The following is a 19,108-nucleotide window of genomic DNA, read 5'->3' as shown; positions in this document are numbered from 1 at the left end:
TGTAAATGTGAAATAAGACATTTTAAACTGGAATCGATATTGACATGTGTTTGGAAAAATGATTATATCATGTTGAACTATACATTATGTGATGGAGAGGAAAAATCTACTATTATTAATCTGTACGGTATTGTCCTTTTTCACAGTGTTTGCAGTAAATGCGGTCACAATAGTGATTCCAACAATCGCAGCGGAATACCATATGAGCAATATCATGCAGAACTGGATTACAATCATATTCCTGCTCGTAGTGGCGGTACTGTCAGTGCCGGCAGGTCAAATCACCGGAAAATACGGTCTAAGGAAAGTAACAATCATAAGCACAATACTATTCATAATAATATCAATCGTCAATGTCCTTGTAACCTCACAGGAGCAGTTCCTCGCATGCCGATTGATTCTGGGAATAGCATTGGCTTTCATCAACGTCACATCAATGGCAATGATAGTCTCAGCGTTTCCCCCAGAAGAGCGCGGAACAGCACTTGGAATAAACATCACTGGAGTATACATTGGACTGTCACTGTCCCCGGTTTTAGGCGGGATCCTGAACTATAATCTGGGCTGGAGATCAGTGGTATTGTTTGGCGTGCCGTTCCTGTTTGTCATACTGGCATTGCTTTTAACAACAATCAAGGACGAATGGATAACATTCGAGGGAATACCGATTGACATCAAGGGGGCACTATCCTACGGTGTCGGGATGGCTCTTTTCATGTACGGGTTCACAATACTCAACACCCAAATGGGAATGATTTTAACAGTCCTTGGGGTAATCATTCTAATCATGTTCGCAGTAATCGAGATGAGACAAGACCACCCTGTCTTCGACATCAGATTCTTTAAAAACCACAAGTTCCTCTCAGCAAACTTCGCATCACTGTGCGCATACCTTGCAACATATGCGGTGACAACCATCCTAAACTACCACCTGCAATACATCAAGGGGTTCGACTCACAGACCGCAGGTTTGATACTTCTAGTGGCGCCGTTGTGCCAGGTGGTGCTTGCGCCTATTGCAGGCAGGCTCTCCGACAGGTTCGTTCCGCAAATCCTTGCAGCCATCGGAATGGCTCTCGGAACAATATCACTGTTTCTATTCTCATCCCTCGACAGCGCAACATCAATGACATTCCTCGTAGCGGCGATGATCATTTACGGTGTCGGTTTCGGACTCTTCTCCCCGCCGAACACTAACGTCATAATGGGTTCGGTTCCGCCAAACGACACTTCAATCGCATCAGCATCAGTGGCTACAATGCGTACCGTGGGCCAGGCTATGAGTATGGGGATTTTGACGCTGGTGTTTGCATTCATCATGGGTGATGTTCCAATCATCGAACAATACTATCCGCTGCTCATCCAAAGCTGCCAGATTACATGCATTATCTGTGTGGTGCTGTGCATACTCTCGGTTTTCGCATCATTCGTTGGGATAAAATCAGAAAATTGAGTTTTTATTTTGATTAAAAAAAGAAATTGGGAAAGATAAGGACTTATCTTTCTTCAATGGTAACCTTGTTCATCACGTCGCCTTGGCGGATTGCGTTGACGACATCCATGCCTTCAATTACTTGGCCGAATACGGTGTGAACACCATCCAGGTGTGGCTGTGGTGAGTGGGTGATGAAGAATTGGCTTCCGCCGGTGTCTTTTCCTGCGTGTGCCATGGATAATGCACCAGTTCCGTGTCTGTGAGGGTTTCCTTCGGTTTCACATTTGATGGTGTAACCTGGTCCGCCAGTACCATCGCCTTTAGGACATCCGCCCTGAATCACGAAGTTAGGGATAACCCTGTGGAATGTCAATCCGTCATAGAATCCTTCCTTGATTAGTTTTTCAAAGTTAGCTACGGTTCCAGGTGCTTCATTTGGGAATAATTCAAGAACGATATTCCCTTTATCAGTTTCAATAGTTGCGACTTTCATTTTATCACCTAATTTTTATATAATATTAATAATATAGTTATTATTGATTAAAATAATTTATGGAGGATTTAAATGAATACTCAAGAACTTATTAAAATTGAAGATGACTATTTCATTAACACTTTCACCAGACAGCCAATCGTGCTTGATCACGGGGAAGGTGCTAAAGTATGGGATATCGACGGAAACGAATACCTGGACATGTTTGCAGGAATAGCAGTCAACTGCCTAGGACACAATCACCCAAAACTCGTAAAGGCAATCCAGGACCAGGCAGAAAAGCTGATACACATTTCAAGCATATACTACAACGAGCCAGCATTAATATATGCTAAAAGACTCGTTGACAAAACAGATTTCGACAGGATATTCTACGCAAACAGCGGTGCTGAAGCTAATGAAGGAGCCATTAAATTGGCAGTTAAATACACCGGCAAAAGCGAAGTCATATCCACAGTCGACTCATTCCACGGAAGGACAATAATGACCCTTGCGGCAACAGGCCATGAGGAATACCATGAGCCATTCAAGCAAATAATGCCACAAGGATTCATCAACGTGCCATACAATGACATTGAAGCAATCAGGGAAGCGGTCAATGAGAACACCGCTGCCATCATCGTCGAGCCTGTGCAGGGTGAAGGCGGAGTTCACGTCCCAGACATGCAATACCTCAAGGAAATCCAGAAAATCTGTAACGAAAACGACATAGTCTTCATAGTCGACGAGGTGCAGACCGGATTCGGAAGATGCGGAACACTCTTCGCCTATGAGCTATTCGGCGTAAAGCCTGACGTCATGACAATGGCTAAAGGAATCGGTGGAGGAGTTCCAATGGGAGGAATCCTTGCAACCGAGAAAGTGGCAAGTGCATTCGTGCCAGGAGACCACGGAACCACCTTCGGAGGAGGACCATTGGTCACAGCAGCGGCTAACGCAGTGCTTGATGTCTTTGAAGAGGAAGACATATTATCCAATGTCAATGAAGTCGGTGAATACTTCATTTCAGAATTGAAAAAATTAGACAAGGAAATAATCGCTGATGTGCGCGGTAAAGGATTGATGGTTGGATTGGAACTGGCCAAGCCGGGAGCGGAATACGTTGACAAGTTGCGCGAAGCAGGATTCCTTATAAACTGCACTGCAGGCAACGTATTAAGGTTCGTGCCACCATTGACAATCACCAAGGCGGAAATTGACCAATTTGTAAAAGCTTTAGATGAAATACTCTAAAGCACATAATTCTTTTTTTCTAAAACTTTTTCAAGACAACTTGACAATGTTAAAGTCTTGATCTCATCGATTGAAGCGTACTTGGCATCAGTATGCTCATCACTAATCATCAATTCGCCTTCAACATCATCCAGATGCATTATCATCTGAACAGTCCTTTTATATGGGTAATCGTGCTGTATGGCTATTGCAAGGTCTCCCACCTTGCAGTCAAGGTTAGTCTCTTCCTTGATTTCACGAACAAGCGCATCATCAAATGATTCGCCCTCATCAACCTTTCCGCCGGGCAATTCCCAAGTGTCGGGGTCGGTTCGGCTTTTGGGATGCCTTTTAACTATCAGTATTTCACCGTCAGAGTTTTTGATGATTCCTCTCATTGTAAGTCCGTAATCGCTTTTCATAGTATTACCTTTAAGAAATGTTTTTTAAACATTTTTTCATTTTTTACCGGCAAAACCTTTTCCTTCACTAATGTTAAATAGATTAAACTAGATAACTAAATATATAATGTAACTTTTTTAAGGAGTTTAGATTATGGATTTGAATATTAAGGTAAACGACAAGAACCACCTTGACATCGGTGGCGCAGATGCAGTGGAAATTGCAGAAGAATTCGGAACTCCAACCTATGTAATGGATGAGAACAGGATAAGGGACAATTACAATAAGTTCCACTCAACATTTTCAAAATACTATCCAGACTTCAAGGTATTCTACGCATGCAAGGCAAACACCAACCTTGCAGTCATGAAAATACTGGAAAGCGAAGGCTGCTGCATCGATGCAGTTTCACCGGGCGAGGTTCACATCTCAAAAATGCTCGGATTTTCCGGCGACAGAATCCTATTTACCGGTAACAACATAACCAACGAAGAGTTGAAGTACGTTCACGATGAAGGTGCAGTATTGAATATCGACTCAGTCTCAGCGCTTAAAAGGCTAGCCAAGATGGTTGATCCGGAAGGATTGAAGATATCATTCAGGGTAAACCCTATGGTAGGTGCAGGACACCATGACCACTGCATCACCGGTGGAGTGATGAGCAAATTCGGTATCATGGACAATGAAGCTGTTGAAGTCTATGAAATGGCTAAGGAATTAGGATTCAACCCAATCGGTATGCACTCCCACATCGGATCAGGAATTCTCGACCCTGAACCATTCAAGCTGGCAATCGAGTCCACAATGGACATTGCAGGAAAAGTCCATGAGGAAGCGGGAATCGACTTCGAGTTCGTTGACTTCGGAGGAGGCGTGGGCGTTCCATACACTCCTGAAGAAAAATTATTGGACCTTGACAAGTTCGCTGAAGTCAACATCGAACTGTTCAAGGAAAAACTCGAACAGTATGACATGGGAAACCCTACAATGTATCTGGAACCTGGAAGATACCTTGTTGCTGATGCCTGTGTATTGTTGGTTACAGTCAACAGCGTAAAGCAAAGCTACCGCAAGTTCATCGGAGTCGATGCAGGATTCCACACACTCCTAAGGCCTGCAATGTATGACTCATACCACCACATCGTGGATGCAAGCAGAATGGACGCTCCTAACACTCAGGAAGTCGACATAGCAGGTAACGTATGCGAATCAGGAGACCTGTTCGCACGTGACAGGCCAATGCCTGACGTTGAGGAAGGAGACGTTTTAGGAATATTGAACGCCGGTGCATACGGATTCACAATGGCATCAAACTACAATTCACGCCCACTGGCATCAGAAGTGCTGGTCACTGACGGTGAGTGCAACGTGGTTCGTGAAAGACAAACATTCGAGGACCTATACGCTAAGCAATGCATCCCACCACACTTAAAATAAAGTTGATAATATGGTAGATTTAAAAGGATTAAAATTTTCAAAAATGCACGGAATCGGAAACGACTTCCCAATAATCAACGAGTTCGACGGTGAAGTCATACCTGAAGCCGACAAGCCTGAAGCATGCAGAATCCTGTGCCACAGGAACTTCGGAGTAGGGGGAGACGGAGTACTCTTCGTCGAACCTTCAGAAGTGGCCGATATCGGCTACAGAATGTTCAATCCTGACGGAAGCGAAGCTGAAATGTGTGGAAATGGCATAAGATGCTTCGGCGATTTCGTTTACCGTAAAGGCATCTTAAAGCAGGAAAAAATGACTGTTGAAACACGCGCTGGAATCAAGACAATCGAAATAACACTTGAAGATGACGAGCCGGTGCTTTTCAAGGTCGACATGGGACTGTCCACATTCAAGACTCCGGAAATACCAATGACCTCGGATGAGGATGAGTTTTTAGACGGTGAGCTTGAAGTCGTTGACACAACATTCAACGTCACAGCAATCAGCGTCGGAAACCCTCATGCGATAATCTTCGTCGATGATGTTGATGAAATCGACATCGACAAGTACGGTCCGGCCATCGAGGCACATGAAGTGTTCCCTGAAAAAATAAATGTCCACTTCGTTGAAGTTATAAGCAAAAACGAGGGCAAGATGAGGACCTGGGAACGTGGCGCAGGAGTCACACTCGCATGCGGAACCGGTGCAACCTCAACTGCAATATCAGGTTTCAAGCTCGGGCTATTCGACAGTGAAGTGCTGCTTCACCTGCCTGGCGGTGACTTGAAATTCAATGTATATGAAAAAGAAGATAAATTGGGCGCTTTCATGGAAGGCCCAGCAGAACTCGTTTTTGATGGAGAATTCTAGATTCTCCTATTTGTTCATTTTTTTACGCATCAATCCGAATATGATGTCAACCACTGCAAGTATCAGGATTAAGATTATCCAGATGTTGAATTCCTTTCTTGCTATTGCAAAGGCTATTGCAAGTATTATTAGTATTACACCTATCAGTACTGATTTTTTCCATTCTTCCATAATTTTCACCATTTGTCATATCTTATAAGCATTAATCAATGTTATGTCTTCGAAAAAGAAGTGCTCGCTGGCCTTTATCTCGGCTATGAAACCCAACTCATCAAGCATCGACAGGGTTTCCTGGTTGCCTGAAAGCGAGGACTGTATGAGCTGCACAATTCCACCATCATTTAAATGATTTCCCACTTCATTTAAGAAAAGATCAATCACTTTCCTGCCGTTTACTCCACCGTCGAATGCATAATTTATAGTGTCATCAATAACATCATCATCTTCAGTCGGTAGATATGGAGTATTGAACAGAATCACGTCAAACTTTCGATTTTCCACAGGCTCGAAGAGGTTGCCGAACAGGATTTCAATCCCATCAATCCCATTGTCCTCAAAATTCCTGCGGGCAAGCTCGCACGCATCGAAGTTGATGTCGGTGACAGTAATCCTATCGGTCAGTCGGGATGCGTACATTGCAACAATCCCCGAACCGGTACCGATCTCCAGGACGCTCTGCCCCTCCTGTATTTCAAGATTATCGGCCAAGAGATAACTGTCCTCAGCGGGATTGTAAACGTTGTCGTCAGTGTTTAAAATAAAATCGGGCATAAATGATCTACTCCCTGAACAATGGATGCAGCTTAAGTGAAATGTATAGGATTTCCTCTGGAGTGAGAACCACGACACGCTTTTTGAGATAATCCAACAATTCCTCATCCTCAATGCTATTTAATCTCTTCTTCAGCACCTTCTTGTCGATATTGTTGATGATATGCCTTGAATCAATAAGGGCATTTCGGATCTTCTTGTTCCTGTGCTGAAACAATGCCCTGGTGAACCTTGAGTAAATCCTGAACTCATCCTCCGGAATCCTGTTTTCCTTCGGTGTCAGCTTCACGACCGTGGAGTCGATTTGAGGCTTTGGAATGAAGCTCTCGCAACTCACATCAGTCAGCTTCTCAACGTCACATTTAAAATAAAGCATTGCAGATAAGCGTGAATAATTCTTGGAGCCGACTTCACCGTTCATGCGGTCTGCAAACTCCTTCTGATACATCAAAACGGCAAGGTCAAAATCATAATCAAGAAATTTGAAGGTTATTGGTGATGAAATCTGATAAGGTAGGTTGGAGATGATCTTGTTGAAATGCGGAAAATCCACCTTCAATGCATCATCATTAATCAAATCTACATTATCTATCTTTTCTTCTTCAAGTCGTCTAGCCAATATTTCACAAATCCTGGTGTCCTGTTCAATGGCTATCACTTTTCGAGCTTTCTTGGCAAGTTCAATTGTCAGTGTCCCTATCCCGGTGCCTATCTCCAAAACAACATCGTCCTTTGTGATTTCACCGAAACCGATTATCTGGTCACGCTTGTTCTTGTCAATAAGGTAGTTCTGACCAAGATTCCTGTTCAGTGTAATCCCATTCTGGCTTAAAATGCTTTTTGTTGTTTTAGATAATGATTGGGAAGTTTCACTAGTCAAATCTATCACTTACTTTCTTCTTGCAGCTCTTGGAGGCTGGGTAAATATGTAGTACTTATTTTTGCCTCTTCTAGGTGTTGTAGTGTCAAGTTCCTGTTTGACTCTGTTCACTATCATTCCTGCAGGATCGGCTAATGTAGGGAGCCTTTCGGCTATGTCATTGAAACTTTCAAAAGGCTTTTCCTCACGGGCCTTGATGATGTCCCACATGTATTTCTTGCCGATTCCAGGTATCAATTCAAGTGAATGCATTCTTGTGCTCACAGAACCTGTAGTGTTGAAGAATTCAACGAATCTTTCTTCCTGCGCTTCAACAATATCGCGGATAGCGTAATCCAGCTCGATTCTGCTTGTTGCGGTTAAGTTCTCGAAATCTAATTTCCCTAAAACCCTGTATATCTTGTCTCTCTTTCCTTTACCGATATATACAGTGTCTTGTATTTCCAAATCAACACCGTTTTTAGGAGCTAATTCAAGTAAAGTGAATTGTTCTGTACCAATAGCTTGAGCAATAGGTTTACCACCGAATTTTGACATGTCTGATGTGACATATCCACGACTTAAATAATCCAGTACCACAGCATTTTCCTCTTTTTTAACTGTGGGTCTTTTTTCATTTTTATTTCTTTCAGCCATATTAATCACTCACTATTAGTTTATTTACTTATAACGTTTAAATTGTTATAAAGTATACTTATTTATAAATTTTGTTTTCAAGTATAATAAAGATATCTAAAAAAGGACTAAAAATAGGGTTTAAATAAAATCTGTAAAAAACAAATTAGGGTACAGTTTGAATAAAATAAATAAAAAAAGGGAATAGTAGTGATACTATTCTACAACATCATATTGTTCTAAAAACTCAAGGATTTTTTCCATGTCTTCCTTGTCGGTTTTACTTGGTTCCTTGGCGAAAATCAATCTCATGTCAGCCAAATCGACCGGAACCAAATCAACAATATGAGCAGCGACCTTAGCTCTTAAGCCAAATTCATCCTGAAGCTTTTCAAAGATTTCCTTTGCGTCTTCAGCGGAGTATCTTTTGAACCTTGCAAGATGGTTCAATGTGAGGTTTTGCTCATAGTTAAGTTCATTGTCTTCAGCAAATTCCTCAATTATTTGTTTAACTTCAGAACCGGTTATTGGTTCGCTTTCAATAACTTCTTTTCCAATCATAGAAATCAGTTTTGTAATTTTAAGTGATCAGGTCTTACTATTAATTCTTTTGGTTTGTTACCATCTTTTAAGGATACAATGTAAGCTTTACCTTTTTGACCACTGATTTTACCGGTTTTACCGTGGAACCTAGGTGCAGGCTGTCCTTTTTGGATGGATGGGTTGATAGTAATGTGAACTAAATCTCCTTCCTCGAACCTTTGGAGCCTGTTGGTAATTGGGTTGGTTCTGCCCGGTCTTTGTACTTTAGTCATTTTTTTTCTTGATCTACTTTTTAATCCTCTTGATCTTTGCATAATATAACCTCTTAATAAGTAGTCTGGGTATTAATCCATGTTATCAGCGACCTAGTATTAAAAAAGCCCATAAATACTAGTAACATGGAATGTGAAAATAACAATTATCATCCAGTGATATGATAATATTATAATTTTAGTTTAATCCTATTAATATACTTTTAGTTTTTTAGTGATTATCACTGAAAATTCAGGTTTTTAATTTTTTTTAGAGATGGTTTTATGGTGTTTGAAAAAAATGGTGTGAGGAAGATAACACTTAGTTATCTTCGAATCTTCTTCTGTCAATTAACTCTTGACGTTTACCTGGGTTCCAACCACCGGATGCGGATTTTGCACGGCCGACTTGTTGGACGTAACCGGTGATACGGTCATACCATTCCACATCTTCTTTCTCACCGCAGGTAGGACATACATTGTTCAATCCTTTCATTAATGTTTTACATTTTAGACAGAAGCTTAAAGCTGAACTGTAAGCCCAGAATCCGATATCGGATTTTTTAGCAATCTTGTGGGTTAAGCTCATTAATGAGTCAGGATCTGAGTATGATTCGCCCATGAATGCATGGAAGATGTGTCCACCAGGGGTTAAGCTGTGGTATTGTTCTTCGATTTTGATTTTTTCAATGAGTGAAGCTCCTGTGTCTACTGGTACGTGAGATGAGTTTGTGTAGTAGTTAGCGTTTCCTTCACCTTGTACGATTGCCTGATCGCCGAATTGTTTCTTGTCAAGGGTTGCGAATCTGTAAGCGGTTGATTCAGCAGGAGTTTGAAGTACACTCCATCTGAGGCCGGTTTCCTCTTGTAGTTTTTTAGCCCTGTCGTTTACGTATTCGAGACATTTTACACCGAACTTGTTAGCGTCTGGGTTTTCGATTCCTTCGCCGAAGAGTGATAACAGCATTTCGTTCAATCCAACGAATCCGAAGGATAATGTTGAGTTTTCAATTCTGTAGTATGATTCTTCTCCGACTTTTTGTTTTAGGAACGGCAGGATGTGGAAATCGTTTAGGCATTTTAATGCTTGTTCTCTTCTAAGCATTAATGTTTCAACTGCAAGGTCCATGTATTCGTCGAGATATTCAAAGACTTGGGTTTCATCTTTGGATTGGTATCCGATTCTTGGGAAGTTCAAGGTGACGTATGCAAGGTTACCTGTTCTTAAGCAGTCCTTGTCCCAGTCGCCGGTCCATGTGTCCTGTAGACATGTTCTGCATCCCATGTAGTTTGCCATTTTGCCACGGTATTCAGGGAACATGTTCACGAAGTATGATGAGCCGTATTTTGCGGATAGTTCGTGAACTAGTCTTAAGTCATCTTCGTATTCACTGGTCATTGTTTCAGGTCTTAATGTGTAGATAGTATTTGGGAATAAGTGAGGTTTACCTTCATTGTCACCTGCAAGCAATGTTTCAGTGAATGCTCTTTGGATTAATCTGGTTTCTTCTTCAAAGTCAGCGTAAGTTCCAACAACTTGACCTTTTGGTCCGTATGCGGTTTCTTCTTTCAGGAAGTCAGGAACACCGAATTCCAATGCCATGCTTGTGAATGGAACTTGTGATCCACGTGCTGCGTATGCCATGTTTAGGTTGTATACGAGCATCTGCACGGCCTGTTTGATTTCATCATAGGTTCTTCCTCTTGCGAATGGTGCAACGAATACGTTCCAAAGGGACATTGATTGTCCTCCGGACATGTTCTGTTGTGCTGCAAGCATGATTTCACCGGTATGGTTCATCAAGGTTTCCATATGGTTTGGTGCACCTGCAATTGAGGTGTGGTCTCCTGTTCCATCAACTTTGAGTCCGTATTTGATGAATGTTCTTATGTCGTGTTGGAGACAGTTCATTGGTCTTCCAGCGAAGAATTCTAAGTCGTGAATGTGAATGTCCCCTGACATGTGTGCGTCTGCTAGGTGTCCTGGCAGCATTTTAAGTAATGCATATTGTTTCAATGCTTCGTCTGCTACGTGCTTGTGGATACTTTCAGGGTTGTGTATCATGTTTGCGTTGTCCCTGTTACCGTTTTCGATAAGGGATGTAATGTTGTATACAGGGATTCCTAAACGGGTGTAGCGGCTTCTTAAGTCTTCCAGTCCGTATTCTATGAGTTTTGTGTTGACCATTTCCCTAATCATTGGTGCGGTCAGGTATTCCACGTTTAGCTTCTTGAGTTCTTTCCAAGTTTCTGTAGCGATTTCGAAAGCTGTTTCTTGGCTAGCACCGGTTTCTTCAATCAAGGTGTTAGCGATTCTTGATAAGTCGAATGCTTCAATAGTGTCTCTTGAGGTTCTTACTTTTAATTGTGTGCTTGCCAGGTATTTGTTTGCGATTTCAGGGTCGATGTCTTCTAGACATTCGTGCACGATTTTCTTGATTTCCTTGGTTTTGATTCCGTCGTATAGCTGGGACACTACTGTTGCGATGATTTTATCAGATTCAAAGAATGGGGTTTCCACCATCACTAATGATTTTACTAATTTTTCATAGCTGAATCTTTCTTTAATACCGTTATTTTTCTCTACGTTAATTTTAACGGTTTCATTCATATTATTTCCTAATTCTGAAATTTTTTCCATTTAATTCACACCATTTTCCTTAGTTTATTAAAAATTTTCATTATCCAATTTTCGAGAGGGTGGCCTCTCTCAACTGGTTTAATATTTGTCGTCACATGTATAAAAATCGTTCGTATTAATACGAACATCTACTTAATACTTAGATTCTCATAGTATATAAATCGTTCGTCTTGAATCGAACATTCTTCATGTACTATGAAATTTATTATATTGATAATAATAAAAAAGAATAATCCAAGAGAGCGTCTGACGAGTATTCCTAGAAGAACACGTCCAACGAACTCTGCTTAGACTTGTCACTTTCAAACAATGAGTTGATACCGAACTCCTGAATCTCCAAACGCTGCTCCAAGTAATGGGAAACAGGATAACGATTAACCAAATCCCTTGAAATCTCAAGATACTTAGTAACAGAACCCTTGGAAACAGACAGGATAAGATTTCCTCCGCACCTGCACTTGCCGGTCAAAGGCATACGGCGATACTTCGCACCGCACTTGGTGCACCGCACCTTCTGCTTGGAAAATGCCCTGGAGTTACCCATGATGTCCGGCAGGAAGTGAGAGGACAATACCTTCTCTACAACACCACGCTGATCCACAGCACGAATGCTTTCAGCCAATGCAATCTGAGCCTCAACTTTCTCCCTCATTGAAGGCAAACGCTTATAAAGGCAAACTGTCGGTCCCGCATGGATATTTGAAGTGTGATGGGAAAACATCAAACCCTCATACTGCTGCGGAGTTCCCAAGTGCATCTCAACATTGTCAATATACTCCAACACCTCAGCAGGCTTCAGCGGGGAATAGGTCTTCTCATAAAACTCGACAGGGAAGCGCTCGAAAATGTCCAGGTTATGTGACTCATCGTCAATCTCCTCAGGGTCGATCCTGGAGGATAAAACCAGCGGAGCATCCATACTTCCACCACGGGTGTTCGGAAGATAGGTCTTGGAGAAATTAATCAAAGCATCCAAAAGAAGCATCACGGCATCCTCGTCACTGTCACAGTTCCTACGCTTGGCGGAATGGAAGTACGGGTGGGCATAGCAACCCAAAGCCTTGGTGAAACCTACGATACGGCCAAGAACCGCAGCGGAAGTGTGGGGTGCAAGACCTCCAACCAGGTGTCCGATCAGGTCCTCCTTCTCCTTGACGTTATAGAACGGCTCCATATCATAATACCTTACTAGTTCATCGTCAATGAACTGGGCGGTCCTTTTTAGGTACTCTCCGCAATTGTCACTGATTACAATGTCCTGAACCCTCAACTCAATGATCTGGTCCTCATTCTCGATAGGGTTGCCGTAGCAGTCCTTCTCATAACCCATCTCAAGCAGTTTCTCAACGGTGACCCCAATCTCCCTTGGGATGAAATGGGTCAGCGGCAAGTCGGTTGAATCGTGACGGATGGTTCCGTCCTTGAAAGTGAAGACCTCATGCTTGGCTCTTAGGATACCCTTCTCGATAGGTTCGGGCAGCTTGGACTCGGAAATCATTCCAACAACGCCCTTGACCTCATCTACACGCCTTACCTTAACGTTGTCGGAGGCCTTCTTAAGCATGGATGCCAATGGAATGCTTTTCTCTGAAGGCTTGCCCATTTCGGTCGGATGGCCGCATTTAGGGCAAAGGGAACCGAATGAACTTATGCCGCACTCAGGATTGGTACATTTACGCCTTGAAATGTCGACCTTGATGCTTCCCTTCTTGGCGGCAGTGGCAACCAGCCTCCTGGCACCTCCATTGTTCCCGATAGGTATCAGTCCATGAGGAGCAGGGCGCATAAGCCTTTCCTTGGACTTTTCAGGCCTTCCCACACGGGTGCCGATATAGGCCGGTGCCTTATTGATGATCTTTACCGGTGAAACGCTGTTCACGGCCTCGAGAGTGGTTTTCATCTCAGGCAGGCTTGCGGACAATGTCACGAGCAATGAATAGGAATGGTCCTTGTCGATTATGATCTTGCCTTCGCGAACGATATGGGGCACGCCAATAACTTCCAATACTCTTTTCTGGTAGGATAAATCTAGTTTAAGTTCTCCGCCAGGAGTATAATCAGGCTTTGCCTTCTCAATCAAATCAATCAGGTTGTTCAAGTCCTGTATGGTAACGTCATTGTAGCAGTAAGTGTATTTTGGATGCAATGGAATATCATAATCCTTGGACAGTTTGAAGGCCTCAACCGCTGGAAGGTAATCGTATTCCAATGCATGCAGGTCCAAGTCAGTGTTGTCCTTGTCGAACTTATCGCTTCTCATCAAAAGCTGTATCCACCATTCCTCAACCCAACCTGACGGGTATAATGGCTGGTTGTTCCTTAAGAACTCTCCGAATGCAACGAGCATGTCGCCTAAAAAGAGTATTTCAACAACATCCTTTTTAACCTCACGGGCTTTCTTGACTGAATTCAAAATCAAAACGTCACCGTTCTTGAGCTTGACGGTCGGACCCTCGATGGAATCCACAGGAACTACACAGTTACCCTTGCCGGGATATTCGATCTTCAGCTGTGTGCCCACTGCCAGAAACTCAAGCAGGGCCATTGTGGCCGGATGGACTCCCATTGTGGCGAGACCTGTGTTACGGGACCTTCCATACCTTAACCTGAAGGCACCCTTCTCTGAAGGGTATCCGAGAATCGGCCTTCCTCCGATGATATCCTGAATGTATTTAGGTTCACTCACTACATCCGAATCATCGTCCGAATCTGATGAGTCGTCCTTTTTAGGCTTTGAATATTCGCTTAGCCATTCCCAGTCAAGACCCAGTTTCTTGGAAATCTTATGGATTTTCTTGGACTTCTGGATAACTCCTTCAACCATAGCCAGGAGCGCTCCTCCACGAATGTTGTTTGTCTCGACACGTTCCAGGTCCCTGTGTGACACTTCCACCTGGTCGGTCTGCTCTCCGGATACCTCGACAGGAATATGATTTGCGGCGAATCTCACTTCCTCTGGTGTTGGTGAGTACTGCAGGTTTGTGACTTCGGACTCGTAAAGCTCCACCTCTTCAACATACCTTTCAATCTCGTCATCAATCGGCTTGAAGGCGTCAATGTTGATTGCCCGTCTGATCTTGTCTCCTAAAAGCACGGCCAGTGCAGCGGCTGTACCTCCCGCACTTCTGATAGGTCCTGCAAAGTAAACTCCGATATATTTTGTCCCGTCAAAGTTTTCCTTGATTTTAACATCTGAAATTCCTTCCAAAGGAGCTGCAACCACTCCTTCTGTCAGGATAGCGAGGGCGCTTCTCAGTCCCTGGTCGCATCTCTGCTCCTCGTTCCAGTTGGCCTTTTCGCCGGTGAGGGGAAACTTGCCTGATGCAATTTCAGCGGCAATTTCGAAGGCAACGGATTCCCTGTCCATATCGGTTTCCAATTCCTTGATTCTTTTTGCCACACCTTCGGGACCCACTAGCCCCTCTACTCTTTCAGCTAAATCCTTTGCAAGAGGAACTTCAGTTTCTGTTTCAACGTCCAAGCCCCTGGACCTTGCCTTATTAGCTATCTCGTATAGGTGATTGGTTTCAGCTTCTAATCTATCAAAATAATCCATGATATCGCCACAGTCAATAAAAATTAATTCAGTATAATTAGTATTGTTCCTCATCGTATTAATAATGTTTGATGATGTGAAAAATTTTAATAATACTTAAATATTCAAAGCAACTTAAATTATCAATGTATTTAGTAGTCGAATTATTTAAGTTATTATTGCTATTATGGTGATTTTAATGTCTGATAAGAAACCAATAAACACCATGTACGGTGGTAAAATCAAATTGGATTTAGATAAACTCAAGAGTAAATCAAAAACTAAAGAACCAATAGTTGAAAAAGCAGTAGAGGAAGAACCTGCCAAGGTGCAAGTTCCAGAACCTGCTGTTGAAACCAAACAAGTAGTTGATGAACCTCAAGAGGTTGAAGAACCTGTAGTAGAGGAAATTGAGGAACCCCAAGAGGTTGAAGAAGCTGTAGAAGCAGTTGAAGAGCCTGTTGTGGAAGAAATTGAGGAACCTGAAGCGGCTGAAGAAGCTGTTGAGGAAGTTGAAGAGGTTGCTGAAGAGCCTGAAGCAGCTGATAAGGAAACTGACAAAACAGTCGACGACCTTAAAAACATTGAAGAAGTCGTGGACGAAAAACCAGTTCGCAAACCAAAATCAAAACCTAAAAAACACTCCAAACATTCCAAGAAGGACTCTAAAAAAGTTGATGATTTGAAAAACAAGCTAGATGAAAAAGACCAAAAACTATCAAATCAATCAAACGAGCTAAACTACTTGACAAATAAAGTAATTCCAAAACTCAAAAAAGAAAACGCTGAGTTAAAAGGCTTAAAAGACGAGCTAACCGCAGCACTTGAAAAAACATCCAGAAAATACTTTGATCAATTAGATATCAATGCTGATTTAAGTAACAATATTGGAAAACTGGGTGCTGACGCAGCTGTCCACAAGGTGAGGGCAGACAAACTCGAATCCCAAGTGGACTCCATCAAAGAGGAATTGGAATCAAAAATTGATGATTTAAAAGCCAAACTAAAAGAATCAGATGTTGATGCTATTACTAAAGAGAACAATAGATTAACCAATGAAATCGAGGATGTAAAAGCAAAATTAGCTGATTCAAGAAAAGAAAACATTGAGCTTTCAGAAGAAATTGACAAGCTAAGGGCGGAAATCATAGAATTCGGTAACTACAAGGAAGAAGTTGAAGCCCAAAGCAAAAAAGAAGTGGACGGATACAAGGAAGAAATATCCACACTCAGAACTCAACTCAAAGTTAAAGAAAGCAGCTATGATAAATTATCAAACGAATCAAGTAAAACTATTTCTGATTTAAGAAAACAAGTTGCAAAACTTGAAGAAATCAATGAAAAAGAATCAAGCAAAGGATTCTTTGACAGATTCAAATAGATGATTATAAATATCATCTATGCCCTTATTTTTTTTATGAAACCCGATACCTACTACATGGCCGAAGCCATCAATGAAGCTGAAAAATCATTAACCGAAGGGGGAATACCAATCGGAGCGGTGCTCGTCAAGGACGATGAGATTATCTCCAGGGGGCATAACCGACTGATACAGAACGATTCAGTAATCCTTCACGCGGAAATGGATGCAATCGAGAATGCAGGGCGCCTCGACTATGGGGACTATCGCAAATGCACACTTTACACTACACTATCTCCATGCCCGATGTGTTCAGGGGCAGTGATACTGTACAACATTCCAAGGGTGGTGATCGGTGAGAACACAACCCTCATGGGCGCTGAGAACCTGCTCGAATGCAATGATGTTGAAGTGGTGGTTTTGAATGACATCAGATGCAGGGACCTGTTTTTAAGGTTCAGCTGCAACAACCCTGAAGTGTGGGATGAGGAACTGAAAAAAGTGGGAAACACAACAGAGGTGAAACAGAATGGAGATAATAGTGACTGATGAGCGTGACGAAAGATTCATTGAAATGTGCGATTCATTCGGATGCGAAGTGAATGACCCTCAAGTGGTGCTTCTCTTAAGCAGTTTCAACAAAATAGTCGGGTGCACAAGCTTCAAGGTGTATGATGCAGATTCCGCAGAGATAACAACACTCTTTTTAAACTCATACGATGACCGTGAAAGAATATCATATAAGCTTATCCGCCAACTTGAAAAGATAGCCATAGACTATGAATTCAAAAGCATAGTGGTCAGCTTCGATTCAAAAGAGGATATTCTGATTGATGTTTTTGAAAAACTTGATTACGAGTTCGTCGAAGAGCTCCTGATGAAAAAGGAATTCAAGAGCCTCATTTAAAACAAAATCTAATTTTGAAAAAATAGTTAAGATGGTTACAAAATGTAACCGGCTAAAAAAAAGAGTATTTAAAGATTAAGCCTCTTTCCTTAATCTTTTAACAACAAAATCCTTGTCCAAACTTAACAGGAATGATGCTGCCCTAGGGCCTTGTTTTTGACCAAGAATCATTTTATAGATTGCCTGGAATCCTTTTTGAGGTTTCAATCCTTGTTCTTCAAGAATTCCATACATTGAATCGTGCAACACTGCCGCATCATTAAATTCAGTGTTTTCAATCAAGTCAGCAAGTCCTGCTAAGAATTTGTCTTGCTCTGGAGTCAGTGGCAATTTAGGAATGCTTTTCTCCTGCACTTGGAACTTGACGAACTTAGGAGCGTAAGTGTCCAGCCAGTAGATGACGTTATCGACTCTTTCACGGTACTGTGCAAGCTCGACTTCAGTCAAGTCACTGAATTCCTTGTTCTCAAAGCTTTTTGTCAATTGAGAGTTTTTCTTAAGGATAGCGAAGATTTTCTCCAAGTCATCCCCTGCGATTTGATAAGCGTTAACGAGGAATCTGAATGATGGTCTGAACGGCAATGGACTGCCCTCATTGATCTGCACGATTTCATATATTTCCCTGAATTTCCTTCCTTCCTTCTCGGATGGGGCTTCAACTTCATCATAGAATACCTTTTCCACGGTGTCGAAATTCTCGATGAAATCGAGGAACGGCATTTTAGGTGAGAAGTCCTTGGCCTTCATCGGTTTGGAACGGAAGAGGTAGTAGTTGAGACTTTCGGCAGGTCCTATTTTCAGCCATTCTTCAGGTGCGAAGAACACTCCATGGGATTTGCTCATTGCCTCCCCGTCAAGGGTGATCCATTCGTATGGCACAGGGTATGGTGCAGGGTAGTTGAAGATTTTCTCGGAAATCACGCTGCTGACATCGTATGATCCTCCGCTTGCAGCATGGTCTTTTCCGAAGGGTTCGCATGTGGTTCCGAAGATTTTCCATCTTGCAGCCCATTCAACTCTCCATGTCAATTTACCGTTGCCGGACTTGATGTCCATTTCACCGTCATGGCCGCATTCGCAGCGGTACTTGATTGTGTCGCCATCGTAATCGTAAGCGTAGGTGGTGTTAACTCTTCCACATTCGTCACAGATCGGATTGTATGGCAGCCAGTCGTCAGCCAAAGGCTCTCTCCTGTACTCGTTGAAGATTTCCTTGATTTCATCCACTCTTTCAAGGGAGGTTCTGATGTAGTCGAGGTAGTCTCCGTTCTTGTACATTTCAAAACCGGATTTGGTTTCCATTTCAATGCCGTAATCATCCATCACGCTTAACAATGGTTTTTCGAAGTGTTCCACGAAGTTAGCGCAGCATCCGTCAGGGCATGGAATCATTGAGTATGGCATTCCAAGGTACTTGTCATAATCTTCAGGCAATGGGTATGGAACTTTCCTTAACGGGTCATGGTCGTCTGCAATCCAGATGGTTTTTGCTTCCTTTCCCAGTTCCCTTAATTTTTTGCCTATTGCGTTAGCGATAAATATGTCGCATGAGTTTCCAATGTGAATGGAACCTGAGATTGAGGTTCCACTTGCGATAATATGTTCTTCTACATCTCTTTTAGCAAGTTCAGTTGCTATGTTTTCTATCCAATGTGTCATTATTATTCTCCATTAGTCATAATAAAAATAAGTTTTATAATAAATTAATATCTGTTTTTTGTACTATAAAAAATAACCTATTTAACAGGGTAGGGA

Annotated in this window: 18 protein-coding genes; 7 read left to right on the top strand and 11 right to left on the bottom strand. The window is 42.2% G+C overall.

Translation table 11 applies throughout. The features are described from left to right. Nucleotides 1-91 precede the first annotated feature (91 nt). The gene (locus tag QZU77_RS01100) at nt 92-1,453 is read left to right on the top strand and encodes an MFS transporter (protein WP_295598735.1); all 1,362 of its coding nucleotides are present in this window, start codon (nt 92-94) and stop codon (nt 1,451-1,453) included. A gap of 43 nt (nt 1,454-1,496) precedes the next feature. Here QZU77_RS01100 and QZU77_RS01095 read toward each other — a convergent pair whose 3' ends face one another. Next, nucleotides 1,497-1,928: a peptidylprolyl isomerase gene (locus QZU77_RS01095; RefSeq protein ID WP_295598732.1), complete on the bottom strand. Its 432-nt coding sequence runs from the start codon at nt 1,926-1,928 to the stop codon at nt 1,497-1,499. Nucleotides 1,929-2,000: 72 nt separating this feature from the next. On the opposite strand from QZU77_RS01095, the gene QZU77_RS01090 reads away from it, so the two are divergent. Beyond that, on the top strand, nt 2,001-3,161 hold the full coding sequence (locus tag QZU77_RS01090; RefSeq protein ID WP_295598729.1) for an acetylornithine transaminase: 1,161 nt from the start codon (nt 2,001-2,003) through the stop codon (nt 3,159-3,161). Here the strand turns inward: QZU77_RS01090 and QZU77_RS01085 are convergent. Further along, nucleotides 3,158-3,562 carry an NUDIX domain-containing protein gene (locus QZU77_RS01085; protein ID WP_295598726.1) on the bottom strand — a complete coding sequence of 135 codons (405 nt, stop codon included), beginning with the start codon at nt 3,560-3,562 and terminating at the stop codon, nt 3,158-3,160. The two genes, QZU77_RS01090 and QZU77_RS01085, sit on opposite strands and share 4 nt — an antisense overlap. A gap of 133 nt (nt 3,563-3,695) precedes the next feature. On the opposite strand from QZU77_RS01085, the gene lysA reads away from it, so the two are divergent. Continuing rightward, nucleotides 3,696-4,979, top strand: coding sequence for a diaminopimelate decarboxylase (gene lysA / locus QZU77_RS01080; protein ID WP_295598723.1), 1,284 nt, complete (start codon nt 3,696-3,698; stop codon nt 4,977-4,979). A 10-nt stretch (nt 4,980-4,989) separates the two neighbouring features. Next, entirely contained in the window at nt 4,990-5,850 is an 861-nt protein-coding gene (dapF, locus tag QZU77_RS01075; RefSeq protein ID WP_295598720.1) for a diaminopimelate epimerase, read from the top strand. A 6-nt stretch (nt 5,851-5,856) separates the two neighbouring features. Here the strand turns inward: dapF and QZU77_RS01070 are convergent, their stop codons facing one another. The 8 genes from QZU77_RS01070 to polC form a co-directional block, all read right to left on the bottom strand. After that, nucleotides 5,857-6,021: a hypothetical protein gene (locus QZU77_RS01070; protein WP_295598717.1), complete on the bottom strand. Its 165-nt coding sequence runs from the start codon at nt 6,019-6,021 to the stop codon at nt 5,857-5,859. A 15-nt stretch (nt 6,022-6,036) separates the two neighbouring features. After that, nucleotides 6,037-6,621, bottom strand: coding sequence for a HemK2/MTQ2 family protein methyltransferase (locus QZU77_RS01065; protein ID WP_295598714.1), 585 nt, complete (start codon nt 6,619-6,621; stop codon nt 6,037-6,039). A 7-nt stretch (nt 6,622-6,628) separates the two neighbouring features. Then, complete coding sequence (gene rsmA, locus QZU77_RS01060; protein ID WP_295598711.1) at nt 6,629-7,501, bottom strand: 16S rRNA (adenine(1518)-N(6)/adenine(1519)-N(6))-dimethyltransferase RsmA; 873 nt, start codon at nt 7,499-7,501, stop codon at nt 6,629-6,631. Nucleotides 7,502-7,510: 9 nt separating this feature from the next. Then, on the bottom strand, nt 7,511-8,137 hold the full coding sequence (locus QZU77_RS01055; protein WP_295598707.1) for a DUF655 domain-containing protein: 627 nt from the start codon (nt 8,135-8,137) through the stop codon (nt 7,511-7,513). A gap of 195 nt (nt 8,138-8,332) precedes the next feature. Further along, nucleotides 8,333-8,677, bottom strand: a complete 345-nt coding sequence (locus tag QZU77_RS01050; protein WP_295598704.1) for an RNA polymerase Rpb4 family protein — start codon at nt 8,675-8,677, stop codon at nt 8,333-8,335. A 5-nt stretch (nt 8,678-8,682) separates the two neighbouring features. Then, a complete protein-coding gene (locus tag QZU77_RS01045; protein ID WP_295598701.1) occupies nt 8,683-8,973 on the bottom strand; it encodes a 50S ribosomal protein L21e in 291 nt (96 codons plus the stop codon). A 259-nt stretch (nt 8,974-9,232) separates the two neighbouring features. Further along, nucleotides 9,233-11,551: an anaerobic ribonucleoside-triphosphate reductase gene (nrdD, locus tag QZU77_RS01040; RefSeq protein ID WP_295598698.1), complete on the bottom strand. Its 2,319-nt coding sequence runs from the start codon at nt 11,549-11,551 to the stop codon at nt 9,233-9,235. Between the two features lie 259 nt (nt 11,552-11,810). Next, nucleotides 11,811-15,107 (bottom strand): DNA polymerase II large subunit, encoded by a 3,297-nt coding sequence (gene polC, locus QZU77_RS01035; RefSeq protein WP_295598695.1) that lies wholly within the window; start codon nt 15,105-15,107, stop codon nt 11,811-11,813. 178 nt (nt 15,108-15,285) lie between these two features. Between polC and QZU77_RS01030 the strand changes: the two genes are divergently transcribed. From QZU77_RS01030 to QZU77_RS01020, 3 genes are read left to right on the top strand one after another with little or no spacing between them, the layout of a single operon-like run. Beyond that, nucleotides 15,286-16,467, top strand: a complete 1,182-nt coding sequence (locus QZU77_RS01030) for a hypothetical protein (protein WP_295598691.1) — start codon at nt 15,286-15,288, stop codon at nt 16,465-16,467. 36 nt (nt 16,468-16,503) lie between these two features. Continuing rightward, nucleotides 16,504-16,995, top strand: a complete 492-nt coding sequence (locus QZU77_RS01025) for a nucleoside deaminase (RefSeq protein ID WP_295598688.1) — start codon at nt 16,504-16,506, stop codon at nt 16,993-16,995. After that, complete coding sequence (locus QZU77_RS01020; RefSeq protein ID WP_295598685.1) at nt 16,976-17,353, top strand: hypothetical protein; 378 nt, start codon at nt 16,976-16,978, stop codon at nt 17,351-17,353. The genes QZU77_RS01025 and QZU77_RS01020 overlap by 20 nt, the downstream gene beginning before the upstream one ends. A 75-nt stretch (nt 17,354-17,428) precedes the next feature. Here the strand turns inward: QZU77_RS01020 and lysS are convergent, their stop codons facing one another. Next, entirely contained in the window at nt 17,429-19,012 is a 1,584-nt protein-coding gene (gene lysS / locus QZU77_RS01015) for a lysine--tRNA ligase (RefSeq protein ID WP_295598682.1), read from the bottom strand. Between the last annotated feature and the right edge of the window lie 96 nt (nt 19,013-19,108).

Source organism: uncultured Methanobrevibacter sp. (assembly GCF_902774605.1).
Lineage (GTDB): Archaea > Methanobacteriota > Methanobacteria > Methanobacteriales > Methanobacteriaceae > Methanocatella.
Note: the sequence above shows the minus strand (reverse complement) of the source record. Positions and strands in the feature narration are given on the sequence as shown.

Bases quoted from the DNA above. Each gene is read 5' to 3' on its own strand.
- QZU77_RS01100 (WP_295598735.1), top strand. From the start codon at position 92: ATGGAGAGGAAAAATCTACTATTATTAATCTGTACGGTATTGTCCTTT.
- QZU77_RS01095 (WP_295598732.1), bottom strand. From the start codon at position 1,928: ATGAAAGTCGCAACTATTGAAACTGATAAAGGGAATATCGTTCTTGAA.
- QZU77_RS01090 (WP_295598729.1), top strand. From the start codon at position 2,001: ATGAATACTCAAGAACTTATTAAAATTGAAGATGACTATTTCATTAAC.
- QZU77_RS01085 (WP_295598726.1), bottom strand. From the start codon at position 3,562: ATGAAAAGCGATTACGGACTTACAATGAGAGGAATCATCAAAAACTCT.
- lysA (WP_295598723.1), top strand. From the start codon at position 3,696: ATGGATTTGAATATTAAGGTAAACGACAAGAACCACCTTGACATCGGT.
- dapF (WP_295598720.1), top strand. From the start codon at position 4,990: ATGGTAGATTTAAAAGGATTAAAATTTTCAAAAATGCACGGAATCGGA.
- QZU77_RS01070 (WP_295598717.1), bottom strand. From the start codon at position 6,021: ATGGAAGAATGGAAAAAATCAGTACTGATAGGTGTAATACTAATAATA.
- QZU77_RS01065 (WP_295598714.1), bottom strand. From the start codon at position 6,621: ATGCCCGATTTTATTTTAAACACTGACGACAACGTTTACAATCCCGCT.
- QZU77_RS01055 (WP_295598707.1), bottom strand. From the start codon at position 8,137: ATGGCTGAAAGAAATAAAAATGAAAAAAGACCCACAGTTAAAAAAGAG.
- QZU77_RS01050 (WP_295598704.1), bottom strand. From the start codon at position 8,677: ATGATTGGAAAAGAAGTTATTGAAAGCGAACCAATAACCGGTTCTGAA.
- QZU77_RS01045 (WP_295598701.1), bottom strand. From the start codon at position 8,973: ATGCAAAGATCAAGAGGATTAAAAAGTAGATCAAGAAAAAAAATGACT.
- nrdD (WP_295598698.1), bottom strand. From the start codon at position 11,551: ATGGAAAAAATTTCAGAATTAGGAAATAATATGAATGAAACCGTTAAA.
- polC (WP_295598695.1), bottom strand. From the start codon at position 15,107: ATGGATTATTTTGATAGATTAGAAGCTGAAACCAATCACCTATACGAG.
- QZU77_RS01030 (WP_295598691.1), top strand. From the start codon at position 15,286: ATGTCTGATAAGAAACCAATAAACACCATGTACGGTGGTAAAATCAAA.
- QZU77_RS01025 (WP_295598688.1), top strand. From the start codon at position 16,504: ATGAAACCCGATACCTACTACATGGCCGAAGCCATCAATGAAGCTGAA.
- QZU77_RS01020 (WP_295598685.1), top strand. From the start codon at position 16,976: ATGGAGATAATAGTGACTGATGAGCGTGACGAAAGATTCATTGAAATG.
- lysS (WP_295598682.1), bottom strand. From the start codon at position 19,012: ATGACACATTGGATAGAAAACATAGCAACTGAACTTGCTAAAAGAGAT.